The sequence below is a fragment of the Streptomyces sp. NBC_00647 genome, assembly GCF_045207245.1.
Lineage (GTDB): Bacteria > Actinomycetota > Actinomycetes > Streptomycetales > Streptomycetaceae > Streptomyces.
The window spans coordinates 9,526,532-9,544,316 of the sequence record NZ_CP109040.1; the positions used below are offsets into that span (position 1 = coordinate 9,526,532).

The 17,785-nt window shown below is 69.9% G+C and carries 20 protein-coding genes; 19 read left to right on the forward strand and 1 reads right to left on the reverse strand.

What is annotated here, in order from left to right; genetic code table 11:
- The first annotated feature begins 20 nt into the window (after positions 1 to 20).
- From OG788_RS41920 to OG788_RS42010, 19 genes are all read left to right on the forward strand, one after another.
- Positions 21 to 725, forward strand: a complete 705-nt coding sequence (locus OG788_RS41920; protein ID WP_266764746.1) for a hypothetical protein — start codon at positions 21 to 23, stop codon at positions 723 to 725.
- A gap of 36 nt (positions 726 to 761) precedes the next feature.
- A complete protein-coding gene (locus OG788_RS41925; RefSeq protein WP_266764747.1) occupies positions 762 to 1,547 on the forward strand; it encodes a hypothetical protein in 786 nt (261 codons plus the stop codon).
- A complete protein-coding gene (locus OG788_RS41930) occupies positions 1,548 to 2,576 on the forward strand; it encodes a Gfo/Idh/MocA family oxidoreductase (protein ID WP_406376148.1) in 1,029 nt (342 codons plus the stop codon).
- Entirely contained in the window at positions 2,573 to 3,373 is an 801-nt protein-coding gene (locus OG788_RS41935; protein ID WP_406376149.1) for an SDR family NAD(P)-dependent oxidoreductase, read from the forward strand. The genes OG788_RS41930 and OG788_RS41935 overlap by 4 nt, the downstream gene beginning before the upstream one ends.
- A complete protein-coding gene (locus OG788_RS41940; protein WP_406376150.1) occupies positions 3,370 to 3,939 on the forward strand; it encodes a pyridoxamine 5'-phosphate oxidase family protein in 570 nt (189 codons plus the stop codon). Before OG788_RS41935 ends, OG788_RS41940 begins: the two co-directional genes overlap by 4 nt.
- 79 nt (positions 3,940 to 4,018) lie before the next feature.
- Positions 4,019 to 5,098 (forward strand): diiron oxygenase, encoded by a 1,080-nt coding sequence (locus tag OG788_RS41945; protein WP_406376151.1) that lies wholly within the window; start codon positions 4,019 to 4,021, stop codon positions 5,096 to 5,098.
- A gap of 14 nt (positions 5,099 to 5,112) precedes the next feature.
- Positions 5,113 to 5,910: a hypothetical protein gene (locus tag OG788_RS41950; protein WP_406376152.1), complete on the forward strand. Its 798-nt coding sequence runs from the start codon at positions 5,113 to 5,115 to the stop codon at positions 5,908 to 5,910.
- On the forward strand, positions 5,910 to 6,194 hold the full coding sequence (locus OG788_RS41955; protein ID WP_406376154.1) for a PqqD family protein: 285 nt from the start codon (positions 5,910 to 5,912) through the stop codon (positions 6,192 to 6,194). The genes OG788_RS41950 and OG788_RS41955 overlap by 1 nt, the downstream gene beginning before the upstream one ends.
- A 413-nt stretch (positions 6,195 to 6,607) precedes the next feature.
- Complete coding sequence (gene asnB, locus OG788_RS41960; protein WP_406376155.1) at positions 6,608 to 8,824, forward strand: asparagine synthase (glutamine-hydrolyzing); 2,217 nt, start codon at positions 6,608 to 6,610, stop codon at positions 8,822 to 8,824.
- A 12-nt stretch (positions 8,825 to 8,836) separates the two neighbouring features.
- A complete protein-coding gene (locus OG788_RS41965; RefSeq protein WP_406376156.1) occupies positions 8,837 to 9,838 on the forward strand; it encodes an ATP-binding cassette domain-containing protein in 1,002 nt (333 codons plus the stop codon).
- The gene (locus OG788_RS41970; protein WP_406376157.1) at positions 9,838 to 10,626 is read left to right on the forward strand and encodes an ABC transporter permease; all 789 of its coding nucleotides are present in this window, start codon (positions 9,838 to 9,840) and stop codon (positions 10,624 to 10,626) included. Before OG788_RS41965 ends, OG788_RS41970 begins: the two co-directional genes overlap by 1 nt.
- Positions 10,627 to 10,648: 22 nt before the next feature.
- Positions 10,649 to 11,446: an ABC transporter permease gene (locus tag OG788_RS41975; protein WP_351551693.1), complete on the forward strand. Its 798-nt coding sequence runs from the start codon at positions 10,649 to 10,651 to the stop codon at positions 11,444 to 11,446.
- 109 nt (positions 11,447 to 11,555) lie between these two features.
- A complete protein-coding gene (locus OG788_RS41980) occupies positions 11,556 to 11,936 on the forward strand; it encodes a 6-carboxytetrahydropterin synthase (protein ID WP_356747843.1) in 381 nt (126 codons plus the stop codon).
- The gene (locus tag OG788_RS41985) at positions 11,917 to 12,714 is read left to right on the forward strand and encodes a 7-carboxy-7-deazaguanine synthase QueE (RefSeq protein WP_406376158.1); all 798 of its coding nucleotides are present in this window, start codon (positions 11,917 to 11,919) and stop codon (positions 12,712 to 12,714) included. The genes OG788_RS41980 and OG788_RS41985 overlap by 20 nt, the downstream gene beginning before the upstream one ends.
- On the forward strand, positions 12,714 to 13,316 hold the full coding sequence (folE, locus tag OG788_RS41990) for a GTP cyclohydrolase I (protein ID WP_266764760.1): 603 nt from the start codon (positions 12,714 to 12,716) through the stop codon (positions 13,314 to 13,316). Before OG788_RS41985 ends, folE begins: the two co-directional genes overlap by 1 nt.
- 17 nt (positions 13,317 to 13,333) lie before the next feature.
- Positions 13,334 to 14,491, forward strand: a complete 1,158-nt coding sequence (locus tag OG788_RS41995) for an IMP dehydrogenase (protein WP_406376159.1) — start codon at positions 13,334 to 13,336, stop codon at positions 14,489 to 14,491.
- Positions 14,488 to 15,072 (forward strand): phosphoribosyltransferase, encoded by a 585-nt coding sequence (locus OG788_RS42000; RefSeq protein ID WP_406376160.1) that lies wholly within the window; start codon positions 14,488 to 14,490, stop codon positions 15,070 to 15,072. The genes OG788_RS41995 and OG788_RS42000 overlap by 4 nt, the downstream gene beginning before the upstream one ends.
- The gene (locus tag OG788_RS42005; RefSeq protein ID WP_406376161.1) at positions 15,069 to 16,334 is read left to right on the forward strand and encodes a UbiD family decarboxylase; all 1,266 of its coding nucleotides are present in this window, start codon (positions 15,069 to 15,071) and stop codon (positions 16,332 to 16,334) included. The genes OG788_RS42000 and OG788_RS42005 overlap by 4 nt, the downstream gene beginning before the upstream one ends.
- Positions 16,335 to 16,351: 17 nt before the next feature.
- Positions 16,352 to 16,858 (forward strand): NUDIX domain-containing protein, encoded by a 507-nt coding sequence (locus tag OG788_RS42010; protein WP_406376162.1) that lies wholly within the window; start codon positions 16,352 to 16,354, stop codon positions 16,856 to 16,858.
- Here OG788_RS42010 and OG788_RS42015 read toward each other — a convergent pair.
- The gene (locus OG788_RS42015; RefSeq protein WP_406376163.1) at positions 16,845 to 17,765 is read right to left on the reverse strand and encodes a carbohydrate kinase family protein; all 921 of its coding nucleotides are present in this window, start codon (positions 17,763 to 17,765) and stop codon (positions 16,845 to 16,847) included. The two genes, OG788_RS42010 and OG788_RS42015, sit on opposite strands and share 14 nt — an antisense overlap.
- Positions 17,766 to 17,785 lie beyond the last annotated feature (20 nt).

Below are 17,785 nucleotides of genomic sequence, written 5' to 3' on the forward strand. Positions count from 1 at the left end.
CCCCGCATCAAGGAGCAACCGTGATCGACTACCTCGACCGACTCACAGTCGACTGGAACGACTTCGAGGCCGCCGGCCAGATCACCCGCGAGGTGGTGCAGCGCCTCGCGGACGACAAGGAGTCGCTGCGCAAGCTCGTCTATGACGTGGAGCACCAGCCGGAGCTGCTCGCCATGTGCGAGCGTCATCAGCTGCTCGACTACATCGTGCTGTACGACGCCCTGGACCGGGGCATCCGGCTGCGCCTGCACATCTCCACGGACGACCACTACGACCGTCCGCACGACCACCGCTTCTCCTTCTCCAGCCGCATCGTGGCCGGCGGCTACACGCACACCTGGTACCACCTCGACGGTGACCTGTACGCGGACGGACCGGACCCGGAGGCGCGGCAGTACCTCAGCCGGCACAACCCGGACCCGCGCGGCAACGTCCACCTGGAGAAGCTGACGCCGCACGTGGTGCGCTGGGAGGAGCCCGGCAGCTGCTACACGCTGCACCACAGCGCCATCCACACCACGTTCACGACGCCCGACACCGTCTCCCTCTTCCTGCGCGGCCCGGTCGAGAAGGACCGTTCCGTGATCATGGACAAGGAGGAGGGCACGCTGTGGTGGCGCTTCGGCCGTCAGGACGAGCCCGAGGAGCGTCGTCTGCAGAAGGCCATGGGCCTGGAGGCGTACCGCCAGATCCGGGAGCGCCTGGAGAAGCTCGGCGTCATCTGACGTCCACCCCACCACCATTGACGACTAGGGACACCCATGAGCATCCAGACGACCGAGACGGCGGACCGGGTCCACGTCAACAACACCCGGGTCGAGCTGTTCGACGACATCGGCCCCATCGACTGGGAGGACCTGCCCAAGGTCGCCGTCCTCACCCAGCGCCTCATCCGTGAGTTCGCGGAGGACAAGGCACTGTTCAAGCGCCTTCTTCTCGCGGTGGAGCACGACCCGTACCTCTGGGCGAAGTGCGAGGAGGACGTGGTCGAGGACAAGATCGTCCTGTGGGACGACGTGGAGAAGGGGCTGCGGATCAGGCTCCGGATGTCCACGGACCACCAGCAGCAGCTGGCCCACAACCACCGCTTCTCCTTCACCAACCTGGTGCTGCGCGGCACCTACCTGCACCGCAACTACGTGGCGCGCAACGGGTTCGACGAGAACACGCTGCCCGACGACGTGCAGCCCGTGCTGCTGCACCAGGACCGGGCCGGCGAGTGCTTCACCATTCACCACAACGCCCTGCACTCCACCCCGTTCACCGAACTGGGCACCATATCCCTGGTGCTGCGGGGCAACCCGGTCAAGGACCGCGCGCCCGTCATGTTCAAGGAGACCCGCGGGCGCGAGGAGGCGCTGCGGCTGCACCAGGAGCGTGCCGACGGCGACCTCTCCGAGGTCGAGCCGGAGGCCGCCGGGGTCGGCACCATGTTCTGGCGCGTCGGCGAGGACCGCGAGTCCGCCGAGCGGCGCGCCGAGCGGCAGATGACCAAGGAGAAGTACCACTACTGGTGCAAGCGGCTGGAAGAGCTGGGGATCGTCTAAATGACCCTCCATCAGCTTCCGCCGGGACCGGGCCCGTTGCGCTACGGGCTGATCGGGCCCGGCACGCACGCGCAGGAGAATCTGCTGCCCGCCCTGTCGGTGCTGGAGGGCGCCCGGCTGACCGCGGTGGCGGCGCGCAGGCCCGAGGCCGCCGCCGCGGCGGCCCGGCGCTGGGGCGCGACCGCCTGGACGGTCGACTGGACAGAGCTCCTGGACGGGGCGGTCGACGCCCTCGTCGTGGCGGGCTCACCCGAACTGAACGCCGAGGTCGTGGAGTCGGCGCTCGCCCGGGGTGTCAGCGTCTTCGTCGAGAAGCCGCCCGCACCCGGCACGGCCACGCTGGAGAAGCTGGTCGAGGCCGAGCGCACGGCGCCCGGCGGCACAGTGGCGTTCGTCGGCTTCAACTTCCCCTACGGGCAGTCCTACCGGAAGCTCCGCGAAACTCTGCGCGCCCATGGCGAACCGAGGACCTTCGACCTGCGCATGGTGTCGGCCAAGCCGACCACCCCGGTGTGGGGGAGCGCGACGGTGGTCGAGAGCCTGCTGCAGGGGCTCGGCACGCACGCGGTCGACATGGCTCTGCGCGAGTTCGGCGTCCCGGACCGGGTCACGGCCCGCCGTGCGCGCGTCGGCGGCACACGCTACGCCGTGCACCTCTTCCTGGAGTACGCCGACGGCCGCCTCGCGACCCTGCGGGTCGGCAACTACTCCAACCGCCTCGAAGTCCGCTGCGAGTTCGTCACGGACCAGGGCGTCACCGGAGTCCTCGACCAGCTGAACTCTCTTGTCCTGAGCCGGCCTTCGGGCGCGCCCGGCGCCGGGGTCCTCGACGGCAAGGAGAGCGTGGTCTACGACTGGCCCAGCAGACGCGGAGGGTACGGCCGCACCGGCTACTCCACGGAGCTGGAGTCCTTCCACCACTCCGTCACGACCGGCACGCCCAGCACCTCGCCCCTCTCGGCATGCCTGGAGGTCTACCGGGTGCTCGACGACGCCCTCCGGCAGATTCCGACGGAAGGCGGGTCATGATCCCGGAAGGGCCCGAGTCCAGGAGGCCGGTCGGGCCGACGGACCTCGTCAACCCGGTGTCTCCCGACCTCACCGGGCGCACCGCGCTCGTCACCGGCGGCGGCAGTGGCATCGGCTTGGCCGTGGCGCGCACGCTCGCCGGGCTCGGGGCCCGGGTCGCGGTCAACCGGCTGCCGGGCTCCGGCACCGAGAGCGGCGCCGAGGAACTGCCCGCGGGCTGCTTCTCCGTCGAGGCAGACGTGCGCGACCGGGAACAGGTCGCCGCCATGTTCTCCGACGCCCGCCATCAGCTGGGCCGGCTCGACATCCTCGTCAACAACGCCGGGGTCTTCCCCCGTGCGAAGGTCCTCGAACTCGACGAGGAGACCTGGGACCTGGTCCTCGACACCAACCTCAAGGGTGCCTTCCTCTGTGCCCAGGAGGCCGCCCCGCTCATGATGGCCCAGCGGTCCGGGCGGATCGTCAACGTGGCGTCCAGCGCGGCCTTCACCGGCTCACCGAAGGGCGCCCACTACGCGGCGAGCAAGGGCGGTCTGGTGGCCCTCGGCAAGTCCCTCGCGCGAGCCTTCGCCGAGTACGGGATCACGGTCAACACCGTGGCGCCCGGGGTGACCCGCACCGGCCAACCCGGCCTGGACGAAGAGGGGTTCGCCGCCAAGGGCAAGGAGATCCCGCTCGGCCGGGTCGCCTCCCCCCAGGACGTGGCGTACGCGGTGGCCTATCTGGTCGGTGACGCGGGAAGCTACCTCACGGGCCAGACCATCGGCGTCAACGGGGGCGCGGTGATGGTGCCTTGAGTTCGGAGACATCGGTCCACGACGCACTCGCCGAGAGTCTCGGAGCCCCGCTGGACCGCGTACACGCGAAGATCTCACCCGTGCTGCACGCGTGGCTGCGCGAGTTCATCACCCTCTCCCCGTACGTGGTCATGGCCAGTGCGGACGGGACGGGGCACTGCGACGCGTCTCCTCGCGGCGGCGTTCCCGGATTCGTGCGCATCCTCGACGAGCGGACGCTGTTCGTGCCGGAGGAGTCCGGGAACCGACTGCTCCAGACCTTGCACAACCTGCGTGAGAATCCCGGCATCGGGCTGCTCTTCCTGATCCCCGGTATGCGCGAGACCGTCAGGGTCAACGGACATGCGGAGCCGCTGAGTCCGGAGGACTCGCGGTGGGGAGGGCTTCCCCTGGAAGAGGGCGAGCGGGCCCGCTACCGGTGGGGCACCCTCGTGCACGTGTCGGAGGCGTACTACCACTGCGGCCGGGCGAGCAAGTTCAGCAACCTGTGGAACACCGCGGACATCGAGCGCAACCTCGCGAACCCGCCGCTGCCGAAGCGGCCCCCCGGTACGCCGACCCGCTGAGGCGCTCGGAGAAGACGGCCTGTTCACAGCACAACGCACGAAGACGCAGCCAGGACTCAAGAGAAGGGGCGGGAGACGCATGTGCGGCACGGTCGGTCTGTTCATGGGGTGCACGGCGGTGAGCCTCTGCCCCAAACAGGCCCTCATGGCCGGGCGGGAGGAGACCGCCGGACCGGGGACCGGTCCCGAGGGGGCCGAGGGGCCGGCCGGATCCCTGGTGGCTCCGGACGATCCGTACGTGAGCCCCTTCCGTAACTGGTACGAGCGCTCCACCGTACGGGCCGGCAAGCGTCGTGAGCTGACCCCGCTCGAACCCGAACAGCACTTCTTCGCCCCGGAGCTGGTCCCGCTCGCCTCACACCCCCTCGTCCAGGGGCTGCGCGAGGACCGCCCGGAGCTGTACCAGGAGGTGCTCGTGCGGCACCTGTACCGGTACCTCGACTTCACCGCCAAGCTGGAACACCTGGTGGTCAACCGCACGGTGCTCGGCATCGCGCACGGCACCGTCGGCATAGAACTCCCCGATGCCATGCGGCTGGACGCCTTCAAGATCTACTGCGACGAGGCGTACCACGCGCTGTTCTCGGCGGACCTCGCCGGCCAGGTGCGGGAGACGACCGGTGTGCGCTGCGAGCTGCCTCCGGTCCCGTACTTCATGGCGCGCCTGGAGCGGTTCCTGGAGGAGACCCCGCAGGACCTGCGGGCGCTCACCGAGATCCTCTTCGTCATCGTCTCGGAGACGCTCATCTCGGCCCAGCTGTCGGAGATGTCGAACGACCCGACGGTCGTCCCGGCGGTCCGGGAGACCGTCCGCGACCATGCCCTCGACGAGGGCAAGCACCACGCCTACTTCGCCGTCTTCCTGCGCCACCTGTGGGGGCAGCTGCCGCCCACGACCCGCAGGAGGGCCGCACTCCAGGTGCCACGGCTGATCCGCATCTTCATCGACCCGGACGTCGACTCCATGGAGAGCGAGATCAGGGGATACGGCATCTCGCGGGACGGTGCCAAACAGATCGTCGGCGAACTGTTCCCCGACGCGGCTGTGGACGGCTACGCCCGCGGCGTGGCCCAGCAGACGGTGCGGCACTTCGCCTCGGTCGGCGCCCTGAACGACGCCCAGGTACGCGAAGAATTCGCGGCGTACGGACTGATCTGATGAATGGAATGCTGATGGCAGAGACAATCACGGCCGCGGACGGACCCCGGCTCATCGGCCAATTGAAGGAACAGGGGCTCCTACCGGATTCCTGTCGGTGTGTGTACGCGGCGGGCTCGCTCGTACGTGGCTGGGGAAACGCCACGAGTGACCTGGATCTGTACGTCGTGACGGACGATCCCTTCGTCTGGGAAGGCGAAGCCGATTTCCACCCGGTGTCCCTGGAACCGGACCGTGTCGGGGTCGCCGTGCCACAGTTCGGCGCGCTGCGCGGGGATGTCGAGTACTGGACGACCGGGCAGTTCGATCAGCTGATGGCGAAGATCTCCTGGGAGGAGTACCGCAGCGGCCGGGACACGGGCGCCACGGTCAGCCAGATCGAGCGCGACTGCCTGGTCAAGCTCCAGCACGCGGTCGCGCTCGACGGCGCCGACTGGCTGGCGGAGCGCCGCCAGCAGTTCGCCGACTCCGCGTTCGGCAGGACGATCGCGGCCCGCAGCCTCGACCTCGCCGACACCTTCGCCGAGGACGCGCTCGGCCAGCTCGGCTCGGGCGACCCGGAGAGCGCGCTGCTCACGGCCAAACTCGCCTTCGGATACGCGGCCGACGCCCTGCTCGCCCACCACGGCGAGTACGGCACCACCGCGAAGTGGCGGTCCAAGAAGTACCGGGCCGCCGCGCCGACCGTGCTCCCCTTCGAGCGCTACTGGGAGATCGAGACCATGCGCACGTACGACCCCGAGGACCCGGGCCGCTGGATCGAGGACGTGATCGGCTGCGTCCGGCGTGTCTCCATGGAGGTGGAGGTCTGATGAGCGCGGCACACACCGTGACGTCCGCGGCCGGCGTGCCCCGTCACAACCTCGAGGTGCGCATCCGCTCCAGCCAGGGCGCGATCCTGCTGGCCCGCTACGACCAGGCCTACGAACTGCCGGAGGTGGCGGCCTTCATCTGGCGTCGCATCGACGGGACCACACCGGTCACGGACATCGCCGGAGCGGTCGCCGAGCGGTACGGGATCGACGGCCCGACCGCGCTCTCGGACACCGTCGACATGCTCGCATGGCTGGTCGAGGAGAAGCTCGTATTCATGTGAGTCGTCTGAAGCGAATTTCCGAGAATTTCTTTTAGTTACCGAGCCGTGCACAGAGCCGTTTGCGATATTCGCAAACGGCTTGGAGGCGTTTCCTTTTTCCGTTTTCAAAGGCGCTGAAAATAAATCCGAGAACGGGCTTGCAAGGGCGGGAAAGATCCTCATAAGCTCAGCCACAGCTCGCCGGTCCGGAAGATCCGGGCGGGCGGTAACCATTGAAGGAGTATTCACATGAAGCAGTACACGAAGCCCGAGGTCAAGAAGATCGACTTCAACCGCGTCATGATGAACAACCGCTAATTACGCGGTAAGGGCGCCTCTCGCGGAAATTCTCCGCCGGAGGCGCCCTTCCTCTTGGTGCACCAGTTGTGCGGTGCACCCGCAGAAGATTCGCTGGAAAGGAATGGGTGGGGAGAATGTGCGGACTCGGCGGTTTGGCGAGGATCGACGGACACGACCTCGGCGTCGAGGCCGATGCCGTCCTGGCGGCCATGGCCCGCACACTGGCGCACCGTGGCCCCGACGAGGAGGAACTGCTGCGTGAGGGTCCCGTGGGACTCGCCTTCACCCGGCTCTCCCTGGTCGCCCCGGAGAACGGCGGCCAGCCCCTGTACAGCCCCGACGGCTCCGTCGTCCTGATCGCCAACGGCGAGGTCTACAACCACAAGGAGCTCGAGGCCACCCTGCCGGCCGGCACCCCCTTCAGGACCCGGTCGGACTGCGAGGTACTGGTCCACCTGTACCAGCAGAAGGGTCTGGACTTCCTCGACGACGTCCGTGGCATGTTCGGCCTGGTGCTGTGGGACCGGCGGCGCAATGTCCTGGTCATGGCCCGCGACCACTTCGGCGTGAAGCCGCTCTACTACACGCGGGACCAGCGACGCGTGGCCTTCGCCTCCGAGATCAAGGCGCTCTTCGCCGACCCGGCCTCCCCGCGCCGGATCGCCTGGGACAAGGCGCTGGTGAACCCGACCGTCACCTCGGCACCCTCGCTCGACCTGGCCGCGCCCACCACGTACTTCGAGGGCGTCGAGTCCGTACCGGCCGCCACGATCCTGGAGATCGACCTGCGCGACGGCGCCACCAAGCGCCACCAGTACTGGCAACTTCCCTCCTTCGACGGTGAGTCGACGCTCAGCGACCGCGAGATCATCGGGCAGTTCCGCGAGATCCTCGCCGACTCCGTCCGGGCCTGCGCCACCGCCGACGCCTCCATCGGACTCTTCCTCAGCGGCGGTGTCGACTCCGCGGCGGTCGCGGCACTCGCCGCCGACACCACCTCGCTGGAGACCTTCTCCGTCCTCAGCGGCTCGACCGTCGTCAACGGCGACGCCCGGTACGCCCGGATCGTCGCGGACAAGCTCGGCGTCCCCAACCACCAGATCCGCTTCGACGCCTCGTACGCGCCCAGCGCGGACGAGTGGAAGCGACTGCTGTGGCTCACCGAGATGCCGACGTGCAGTCCCGAGCAGTACTACAAGCACGAGCTGCACCGGTACGTGCGCGCCGAGCACCCGGAGATCAAGGGCATGCTGCTCGGCGCCGCGGCCGACGAGTTCTGCGGCGGATACTCGGTGACCAGCTCCGGCGGCGGAGGCTGGGACGTCTTCGAACACGCGCTCACCGAGATGGCCCGCCGCGGCCGGCTGGAGGAGCACCGGCCGAAGCTCGGGGCCTGGTGGGAGGGTGCCGAGGGCGGACTGCTCAGCGACGCGGCCCTCGACCACGGTCGTACGCTGCTCGGCCGTGACCCCTACGGCGCCTTCGTCGCCGCGAAGATGCGCGACGTCGAGCAGTTCAACTGCTGGCACGAGGACCGCACCGCGGCGGGCAGCGGCACCGAGGCGCGCGTCCCGTTCCTGGACCGCCGGCTGATCGAGCTGGTCGCCTCCATCCCGGCCTCTCGCCGCGAACGACTCCTGTGGGACAAGGCCATCGTCCGCGAGGCCGTCGCCGACCTGCTGCCCCCCGATGTGGTGAACCGCCCCAAGGTGCCCTTCTTCTACGGCCAAGGCGTCCAGCACACCCACCGCCCCTTCATCGCCATGCTCACCCGGGACAACGGCGCACTGGTGGAGGAGGCCCTTTCCACCGAGCACGGCCGTACGCTCCTGGACGCCGACCGCGTCAGGGGCCTGCTGGCCCGCCTGGAGCGCGCGCCGCTCGCCGGACACGTCGAGCGGCTGCTGCCCCTGCTCAACCTGTGCCTGCTCGACCGCATGGTCGCCGACGTCCCGCCGCCGCTCGCGGACACCGCGCATCTGCTGCCCCCGGTCCGACCCGAGCACCCCGTCGGCGACTTCGACGCGGAGGCGGAGGAGATCGAGGCTCTGGTGTTCGCGCCACCGCGCTGGGACGGGAAGAGCGTGCCTGCCCTCGCCGACAACGCGACGCTGCTCCAGGACCGGTCCGGCACCTGGTACCTCGCGGTCGACGGAGCCCTCGAGTACGTCCTGGAGGAAGACAGCGACTGGCTGAAGCTGCTGCTGGCGCTGGACGGCGAGCGCTCGCTCGACGACGCGGCCGCCACGACAGGCGTGCGGCCCGAATCGGTGAGCGCGTTCCTCGACGACTCCCTCGACCTCGGCCTCCTCGAACTGCCGGGGACCCCGGCGTCATCCCCCACCGACTGAGACGAGGCGACCATGACCGACCACGACCTGGCCATCGAGGCGGCCGGCCTGTGCCGCTCCTACCACACGCGCACCGGCTGGCTGCGGCCCCAACGCAAGACGATCCAAGCCGTCCGCGGTGTCTCCTTCACCGTCGGCCGCGGCGAACTCTTCGGACTGCTGGGCCCCAACGGAGCCGGCAAGACCACCACGATCAAGATGCTCAACACCCTGCTGCTGCCCACCGAGGGCAGCGCGCGGGTGCTGGGCCACGACGTCGCGACCGATCCGGTCGAGGTGCGCCGTCGTATCGGGTACGTCTTCGGCGGCGACCGGGGCCTGTACGAGCGGCTCTCCGCCCTCGACAACCTGCGCTACTTCGCCGAGCTGTACGGAGTCGAGGCGCGCGAGCAACTCCCGCGCATCCACGAACTGCTGGAGTCCGTCGGCCTCAAGGGACGGGAGGGCGAACGGGTAGAGGGCTACTCCCGCGGCATGCGGCAGAAGCTGCACATCGCGCGAGGCCTGCTGCACCGCCCCGAGGTTCTCTTCCTCGACGAGCCGACCATCGGCGTCGACCCGGTCGCCGCCCGCGAACTGCGCCAGATGGTCGCCGACCTCGTCGCGGCCGGCACCACGGTCCTGCTGACCACCCACTACATGGCCGAGGCCGACCAACTGTGCGACCGCATCGCGGTCATCGCCTCCGGCACCCTGCGTGCGGAGGGCACCCCCACCGAACTCAAGGACCGGGTGCGCAAACTCGACGTCCTGGAGGTGGAGGTCCACGAGGCCGCGGGCGACGAGCAGCTCCGGACGCTGCGGGCGACCCCCGGCGTCGAACAGGTCACCGTGGAGACCCGTGGACCGGTCGACACCGTCACCGTGCACGCCCAGCCCTCGGCCGGGAACCACGGAGCCGTGATGGCGGCGCTCGCCGGGCTGCGCACCGGAAAGGTCACCAGCCGCGAACCCACCCTCGAAGACGCCTATGTCTCCATCATCGGTGCCTCGGGCGCGACGGGGGAGCAGTGATGAACGGGCTCTCCCTGCAACGGTTCTGGCGGCTGATGGCCGTCGGTCTGCGCACCCACGTCCTGCATCTGTCCCGCTCCGGCGTGGAGTTGGTGATGGCGGTGTTCACGCCCCTCGTCTTCGCCACGCTGGCCGTCTACCTCTTCCGCGCCGGGGACAGCCCGGACCGGCTGCTGCAGGCGTCGGTCGGTGCCGGCCTGATGGGTGTCTGGTCCGCCGTGCTCTTCGGCTCCGGCGGCGCCATCCAGGAGCAGCGCTGGATGGGAACGCTGGAGACACTGGTGTCGGCGCCGACCCGGCTCTCCCTGGTCCTGATCCCCATCACCTTCGCGACCGCCCTGGTCGGCGTCTACTCGATGGTCGCCACCATCCTGTGGGGCGTAATGCTGTTCGGTGTGCCCTTCACCCCCGCCGCGCCCCTGCTGTTCGTGCCCGCGCTGCTGGTCTGTGTGGTGGCGCTCGGCATGATGGGCCTGCTGATGGCGGCCACGTTCGTGCTGCTCCGCAATGCCAACGCCCTCGCCAACGCCTTGGACTCGCCGGTCTGGATGCTGTCCGGGATGCTCGTCTCCACCGCGACCCTGCCCGCCTGGACACACCCCATCACCTGGGCACTGCCCACCAGTTGGGGCGCCCGCGCGGTCCAGGCGGCCACGTCCGGCGGCCCCGTCCTGTGGCCGTCGGCCGTCGCTCTCGGGCTCGGCGTGCTCTACGTGGTCCTGGCCCTGGTCGCCCTCGTCTGGGTGGAGCGCCGCGCACGCGGCGCCGGCACCCTCGCCCTCACCTGAGCGCCCGGATCGGAGACAAGTGATGAATTCTGTGACCCGCGCCCTGCGCCTGACATTCCGCGGCGGCGGCATCTCCTACCGTGCCCTGTTCAACTGGACCACACCGCCGATGTTCATCGGCACGCTGCTGGTCAGCCCGCTGTTCCAGATCTTCTTCTTCGTCCACGTCGGGCGCAGCCTGGGCGTCGCCGACGACCGGTTCTACCTGCTCGGCAACGCGGTGCTCGCCACGAGCGTGCCCTGCGTGTACGGAGCGATCATGGCGGTCGCCAACGAGCGCCGCTACGGGACTCTGGGAGCGGTGCTGCTCAGCCCCCGTTCCCGGGGACTGATCTGGGGCGGCCGGGTACTGCCGTACATCCTCAACGGCTGTGCGGTGATGGCGTTCATGATGCTGGTGGGCTCACTCGCCCTCGGGCTCGACCTGCCGCCGCGCGTGCTGTTCGGCCTGGTCCAGGTGTTCGTGGCCGCGGCCACGTCCTGTGCGCTGTTCGGCCTCATGCTGGGCGCGCTCGCGGTCCGTATCCGTGATGTGTTCGTCATCTCGAACGCTGCCTTCACCCTGTTGATCCTGTTCAGTGGCGCCAACCTGCCGCGGGATGCCATGCCCGGCTGGATGAGCACAGCGGGCAGCCTCCTGCCGCTGTCCCACTCCATCGAGGCGCTGCGCGCCCTGTTCGCCGGCGCCCCGCTCGCCGAGGTGTGGTCGAGCCTCGGACGGGAGCTGCTCGTCGCACTCGGTTACGGGCTCCTGGCCCTCGGGCTGCTGCGCTTCTTCGAGCGCCGTAGCCGGGCGGACGCTGCCCTCGACGTCATGTGACCGACCACGCCACCTGTGCGTCCGGACCCGTCCACGAGCTGTCCGCGTGACGAACCTCCGTGACGAACCTCCGTGACAAAGCCGCTTTCCGAGAAAGAGAGACCGCGCCGTGTTGTCCATCACCAAGGAGTTCCACTTCTCGGCCAGCCACCAGCTGGCCCACCTCCCGCCGGGCCACCCGTGCGGCCGGCTGCACGGCCACAACTACATCGTGGTGCTCGAACTCTCCGCGGCTCCGGAGCAGTTGACCAAGCCCGGCTTCGTCCGGGACTACGGCGAGCTGGCCGTCTTCAAGAAGTGGATCGACGACACGATCGACCACCGGCACCTCAACGACGTGCTGGGCGACGAGAACCCGTCGGCCGAACACATCGCGATGTGGATCCATCGCACCTGGTCCGCGGACTTCCCCGAGCTGACCGCCGTACGGGTCTCGGAGACGCCGAAGACCTGGGCGACGTACCGGCCGGGTGCCCGAGAGACCGTCTGAGCAACAGCAACTCATAGGCGACAAAGCCCGGTTGGGCAGTAGGGGGTGGTGTAAATGGCGGTTCCGAAGCTCGTGGTCAACGAGATATTCGGACCCACCTAGCGCCGTACAGGGCGAAGGGCCTTCCACCGGAAGGCTGTGCGCGTTCCTGCGGCTGGGGGGATGCAATCTGACGTGTCGCTGGTGCGACACGCCGTACACCTGGGACTGGAAGGGCGAGTCGGACACCGGCATCGCCTACCGTGCGGCCGACGAGCTGCACGCGCTGAGTGTCGACGAGGTGACCGAGCGGCTGCTCGGGTTCGGCGTCGAACTGATCGTGATCTCCGGCGGTGAACCGCTCAGCCAGCAGGACCGGGTACTGCCCGTGGTCCGGGCGCTGGGTCGCCAGGGTGTGGCCGTGGAGTTCGAGACCAACGGCACCGTGATGCCCACGGACACGCTGGTGGAGACCGGAGTCCGGTTCAACGTGTCCCCGAAACTGGCGCACTCGGGCGTCGCCGAGGAACGGCGCATCGTGCCCGAGGTGCTGCGCAGGTTCGGCGAACTGCCCACCGCGGCCTTCAAGTTCGTCTGCGCCGACGGATCCGACCTCGACGAGGTCGACGCACTCGTCGGCGAGCTCAACCTCAAGAACGTCTGGATCATGCCCCGGGGGCAGTCCCCCGAAGAGATCGAGCACGGTATGCGCACGTTGGCTGACGACGTGATCGCGCGCAAATGGAATCTGTCGGGACGGCTGCACGTGAACGTGTGGGGAAGCAAGCGGGGTATCTGATGACCAGCAGCATCGAAGTACTGACCGACGACCTGGCCCTGCCGGGCGACCCCGCGGGCCGGGACCCGCTGGAGGCCATCGCCCGCCGGCTGCTCGTGGAGATAGGCGAGGACCCCGACCGTGAGGGTCTTCAGGACACACCGGCCCGCTATGCGCGCTGGTGGCGCGAGTTCACCCAGTACGACCCGGGTTCCGTCGACACGGTGTTCGAGACCACCGCGAGCGGCAGTCTGGTCGCTGTCTCCGGCATCAGCGTCTGGTCGCTCTGCGAGCACCACCTGCTGCCGTTCTCGTGCGAGATCACCATCGGCTATCTGCCGCAGGGCAAGATGCTGGGCCTGAGCAAGTTCGCCCGCATCGCTCACCAGCACGCCCACAAGCTGCAGTCGCAGGAGCAGCTGTCCCAGCAGATCGCCGACGACATCGAGAAGCTCACCGGCTCGCCCGACGTGGCCGTGATCGGCCGCGGCGAGCACCTGTGCATGGCCATGCGCGGTATTCGCACCCCCGCCACCATGACGACCGCCGTATGGCGCGGCGCGCTCGCGGAGGCTCCGATGCGGGCCGAACTGCTCGCGCTGACCGTCGCCGGCCGCGGCTGACGGGGAAGGAGACACTCATGCGGATCACCGAACCGGCCCGTACCGGACTGAGCTTCGACGACGTCCTGTTCGTGCCCCGGCGCACCTCGCTGACCAGCCGCCGACAGGCGGACACCAGCTCCGAGCTGGTGCCGGGTGTGCGGCTGCGGGTGCCGATCATCTCAGCCAACACCCAGTGGTGCACCGGCGACCGGATGGCCGCCGCGATGGCACTCCAGGGCGGCCTCGGCATCCTGCACCGGATGCAGACCGTCGAGCAGCAGATCAAGCAGCTCGACGCGGTCAAGTTCGTGGAGCTGTCCGCCGAACAGTCCGAGAAGGCCACGCTCGCCGCGGACGGGCGCCTGCTCGTCGGCGGCGCCGTCGGTGTCACGGGCGACTGGCGGGAGCGCGCCGCCGAACTCGTCGCGCACGGAGTGGACGTCCTCCTCGTCGATGTCGCCCACGGCCACAGCGATCAAGTCATCTCCGTGGTCGAGGAGTTGCGCGCCTCCTGGCCGCAGACCGCGCTGATCGCCGGCAACGTGGCCACACCGGAGGGCGTACGCGACCTGGCGGCGGCGGGCGCCCAGGCGGTGAAGGTCGGCATCGGCCCCGGTGGCGTCTGCACCACCCGGCTCGTGGCGGGCACTGGAGTGCCCCAGCTCACGGCCGTCCTGGACTGCGCGGCCGCCGCCGAGACGGCGGGCGTGACGATCATCGCCGACGGCGGAATCCGCCAGTCCGGCGACATCGCCAAGTCCCTCGCCGCGGGCGCCCACGCGGTGATGCTCGGCTCGGCGCTCGCGGGCGCCGACGAGAGCGAGGCCACCCCGGTGGAGCGCGACGGCCGCCACTACCGCGTCAGCAACGGATTCGTGTCGCTCGGCATGGAACTGACCCTGCGCAAGGCCGCCGGCGGCAAGGTCACCCAGGAGGAGGTCGACGACTACGTCCCCGAGGGCGTCGAGGCGACCTTCCCGGCTTCCGGACCGCTCGCCCGCACCCTGCGAGCACTCACCGGCGGCGTGCAGTCGGCGATGAGCTACTCCGGGGCGCGTGACCTGGACACCTTCCGCGCGCAGGCCGAGTTCATCCGGGTGACCAGCGCGGGACGGGCGGAGAACGTGCCGCACGCCCGCGAGCGCTCGGTGCAGATCGACACGGACCACGTCGCGAAGGCGGTACGAGGATGAGCCCGACACGGGTCGCGGAACAGCCGGGTGTGGCCGGCGAGCAGCCCGGGATGTGGTCCCGGCAGGGTGCCTATCTGCTGGACTGGGCGAGCTTCGGGCAGCTCACCGACGACCTCGCCGACGCGGTGCGTGCCGAGGACTTCGCGCCGGACGCCGTCCTCGCGGTGGCCCGCGGCGGGCTCACCGCCGCCGGGTATCTGACCTGTGCGCTGGACGTGCCGGTCATGCACACCGTGCGGGTGCGCAGGACCGCCGACGACAGCCGGTACGCGGCCAAGCAGCAGCCCGTCATCGAGGCCTCCGCGGGCCTGGCGCTGAAGCCGGGTGACAAGATCCTGGTGGTCGACGACATCGTGGGCACGGGGGCGACCGCCGACGTGGTGCTGGCGTTCCTTGCCGAGCAGGGGATCGCGGCGGACGACGTGCGGTTCGCCGCGGTGGTGCGCAACCATCTCAGCGCCTATGTCCCGGACTTCTGCCCGGCCGTCATCGACGACTGGATCGTCTTCCCCTGGGAGACGACGCGTGAGTCCCTCGACAAGTGCCGCCCCTTCCCGAGTGAGTTGAGGGTGCGCACATGAACGCGTCCAGGCCTGGTTTCGAGGGCAGCGGGCTGAGCCCGGCGGCTTCCGCCGCCGGGCTCGGCCTGCCCGCCTGCTACGACGCGGTCGACCTCTACACCTACGACCGTCGGCTGAGCGGCCGCGTGGAGGTGGCCCGCACCCTCGCCGACATCGAGAAGGCGCACGGTGCCCGGCCCACCGTGGTGTTCACCGACATCGCCGAGCTCCCGGGCACCAGCGTGCTGTGCCACCCCTATCCGCGGGCCGTGCTGCTGGCGGCGTTGGCCACGACGGAGGAGAAGCACCTGGACGAGATGGCGCGGCGGCTCGCGTCGCCCGCCCCCGCTCCGTCGCCCGTCGGCGCGGGACCGGTCCTCCGGCAGCAACTTCCCGGCCTGCTCGACGACTTGCCGATCCTCCAGCATCGTCCGGGCGACGCGGGACCGTACATCACGGCGGGTGTCGGGGTGACTTCGAGGCCGGACGGCAGCGGCGTCAACATGGGCTTCTACCGGATCCAGGTGGTCGGCCCCGGCGAGGCGCGCATCTTCCTGGACCCGCGCACCGACGGCCACCGCAACATGCTCGCCTGGCACGAGACGGGCCGCCCGATGCCCGTCTCGATCTTCCTGGGCGCCGATCCTGCGATCACCGTGGTCGCCGCCTCCCGGCTGCCGGCCGAGGGAGACGACTACGCGATCGCCTCCCGGCTCCTCGGACGCCCGCTCGGCGTCGGCGGCACCCCGCCGGTTCCGGACGACGCCACCCACGTCGTCTCCGGGTACGTGGAGGCCCGGGACGAAGTCGAGGGCCCCTTCGGCGAGTTCAAGGGCTACTACGCCGAGGCCCGGCGCAGCAACGTGCTCACGGTGACCTCGGTCGAGGCCACGCCCGGCGCGCCCTGGCCGACGATCGTGGCGGGCGGCGAGTCGGGACTCACCCTGATGAGCTTCCAGAACGAGTACCTGATGTACGCCCACCTGCGCGGCCTCGGGTACGCGATCAGGTCCGTACGCTATTCGATCAAGGCGCGGGGCGAGTTCGTCGCGTACATCGAGACGGACGCGCCGAGCCAGGAACTCGTGCGAGAGGCGATGGAGTTCGACGTACGCTCCAAGGTGATCATCGCCGGCCCGGACCTCGCCAACCCCGGCCAGGCCCTGGCCACGTACGGCTTCACCACGCAGACCGGGCCGTACTACCGCAAGGGCAAGGTCGAGGGCGAACGCATCGGGCTGGCCCTGGTGCTCCCGCCGGACGGCTGGCCGACCGAGTACTGAACGAGGACCGCACACCCATGGACCGATTCGCACGCGCACTGCCCGCCGCCCTGATGGTCATCCCCGGCCCCGGCGGGACGGTGACGTTCATCCGCCAGCTCAAGGGCCCGTACGCCCACAACTGGCTGCTGCCGGGCGGCGGGATCGAGCCCGGCGAGGCCGCCGCGGCAGCCGCCCTGCGGGAGGCTCGCGAAGAGACCGGGATCGCCGTACGGTCCTGTTCGCTCTTCGCCGTCTACGAGTTCACCGGCAAGTGGGAGCAGGGCGGCTACCACCTGCTGATGTTCGCGTTCCTCGCGGACGGCGCCTACGAGATGCCCGACGGCTTCGAGGGCGACAACGTGGGGGAGATCCGCCAGGCCCGTGTCGAGGACATTCCCATGCACTCGACGGACCTGCGGATCCTCACCGACGCCGGACTCGCCGCCTATGACGACGAGACCGTCGAGCGGGCGCTCGCGGCGGACGGCATCACGATGCACGCGCACCAGGTGGCCTCCACCACCCGCTTCATCGCGCCGTGAGCGCCTGGCAGGTGCTCTCCCGGCAGCCGATGGTCTGCCGGGCCGCCCGCAGCCCTCGGGTCAACGCGGCCCGGGGGCTCGCGCCGTCCACGAGCGCGAGCAGGAACGCGGAGGCGAGCGCGTCGCCGGCCCCGGTGTCGTCCGCGCAGGGGCCCTCCTCGGCCGGCACCGTCACGGCCGCCGGCCGCTCCGCCGAGGCCACCGCGGCGCCGTCCGCCCCGGAGGTCACCACGACCACCCGCGGCCCCCGGACGAGGAGCCGCTCCGCCTGCTCGGCGGCGTCTCCCGGCCGACCGGTGAGGGCCGCGGCCTCCTTCAGGTTGAGCACGAGCACGTCGTACAGCCCGAGCAGATGGCCGCGTGGCCCGAAGTCGGCCTGGCGGGTGGGCATGCAGCACATCGGTATCGCGTGCCGCCGGGCCTCTCGCGACACCCAGGCGAGCACGTCCTCGTCGAGGCCCCCCTCGGCCACCACCGCCTTCGCCCGGCTGATGACGGCGGCCAGGGCGGGCCCGCACAGGCCCTTGGCGGACGCAGGATCCGGGAGCTCGATCGTCGACGTGATCTGGCGGCCCCGCTCATCGAGCAGCACGTCGAAGCGCCCTATGCCGGCTTCCGTGCGCAGGACTTCGAGGTGCACGCCGAGCCCGCTCAGTTCGGCCTCCAGATCGACGGCGTCACGCCCGAACCCGGACAGGCCCGCGAATGCCGTACGGCCCCCGAGCCGGGCGGTGTTGACCGCGACGTTGCGGCCGACGCCACCGTGCTGGCGCTGCACGCCCCAGACCGGGAGCGCCGCGGCGAAGGTCCCCGCCGCGAAGTACTTGCGGTCCATGACGAGCGACCCGAGCACCACCACGTCGCACGCGGCCCGATCGGTGTCGCCGACGTCGCGGCCGAAAAGCATGCTCACAGGACAGACCTCCG

What these genes read in the sequence shown, in the direction of transcription:
- OG788_RS41925 (WP_266764747.1), top strand. Translation starts at nt 762, where the DNA reads ATGAGCATCCAGACGACCGAGACGGCGGACCGGGTCCACGTCAACAAC.
- OG788_RS41930 (WP_406376148.1), top strand. Translation starts at nt 1,548, where the DNA reads ATGACCCTCCATCAGCTTCCGCCGGGACCGGGCCCGTTGCGCTACGGG.
- OG788_RS41935 (WP_406376149.1), top strand. Translation starts at nt 2,573, where the DNA reads ATGATCCCGGAAGGGCCCGAGTCCAGGAGGCCGGTCGGGCCGACGGAC.
- OG788_RS41945 (WP_406376151.1), top strand. Translation starts at nt 4,019, where the DNA reads ATGTGCGGCACGGTCGGTCTGTTCATGGGGTGCACGGCGGTGAGCCTC.
- OG788_RS41950 (WP_406376152.1), top strand. Translation starts at nt 5,113, where the DNA reads ATGGCAGAGACAATCACGGCCGCGGACGGACCCCGGCTCATCGGCCAA.
- OG788_RS41955 (WP_406376154.1), top strand. Translation starts at nt 5,910, where the DNA reads ATGAGCGCGGCACACACCGTGACGTCCGCGGCCGGCGTGCCCCGTCAC.
- asnB (WP_406376155.1), top strand. Translation starts at nt 6,608, where the DNA reads ATGTGCGGACTCGGCGGTTTGGCGAGGATCGACGGACACGACCTCGGC.
- OG788_RS41965 (WP_406376156.1), top strand. Translation starts at nt 8,837, where the DNA reads ATGACCGACCACGACCTGGCCATCGAGGCGGCCGGCCTGTGCCGCTCC.
- OG788_RS41970 (WP_406376157.1), top strand. Translation starts at nt 9,838, where the DNA reads ATGAACGGGCTCTCCCTGCAACGGTTCTGGCGGCTGATGGCCGTCGGT.
- OG788_RS41975 (WP_351551693.1), top strand. Translation starts at nt 10,649, where the DNA reads ATGAATTCTGTGACCCGCGCCCTGCGCCTGACATTCCGCGGCGGCGGC.
- folE (WP_266764760.1), top strand. Translation starts at nt 12,714, where the DNA reads ATGACCAGCAGCATCGAAGTACTGACCGACGACCTGGCCCTGCCGGGC.
- OG788_RS41995 (WP_406376159.1), top strand. Translation starts at nt 13,334, where the DNA reads ATGCGGATCACCGAACCGGCCCGTACCGGACTGAGCTTCGACGACGTC.
- OG788_RS42000 (WP_406376160.1), top strand. Translation starts at nt 14,488, where the DNA reads ATGAGCCCGACACGGGTCGCGGAACAGCCGGGTGTGGCCGGCGAGCAG.
- OG788_RS42005 (WP_406376161.1), top strand. Translation starts at nt 15,069, where the DNA reads ATGAACGCGTCCAGGCCTGGTTTCGAGGGCAGCGGGCTGAGCCCGGCG.
- OG788_RS42010 (WP_406376162.1), top strand. Translation starts at nt 16,352, where the DNA reads ATGGACCGATTCGCACGCGCACTGCCCGCCGCCCTGATGGTCATCCCC.
- OG788_RS42015 (WP_406376163.1), bottom strand. Translation starts at nt 17,765, where the DNA reads ATGCTTTTCGGCCGCGACGTCGGCGACACCGATCGGGCCGCGTGCGAC.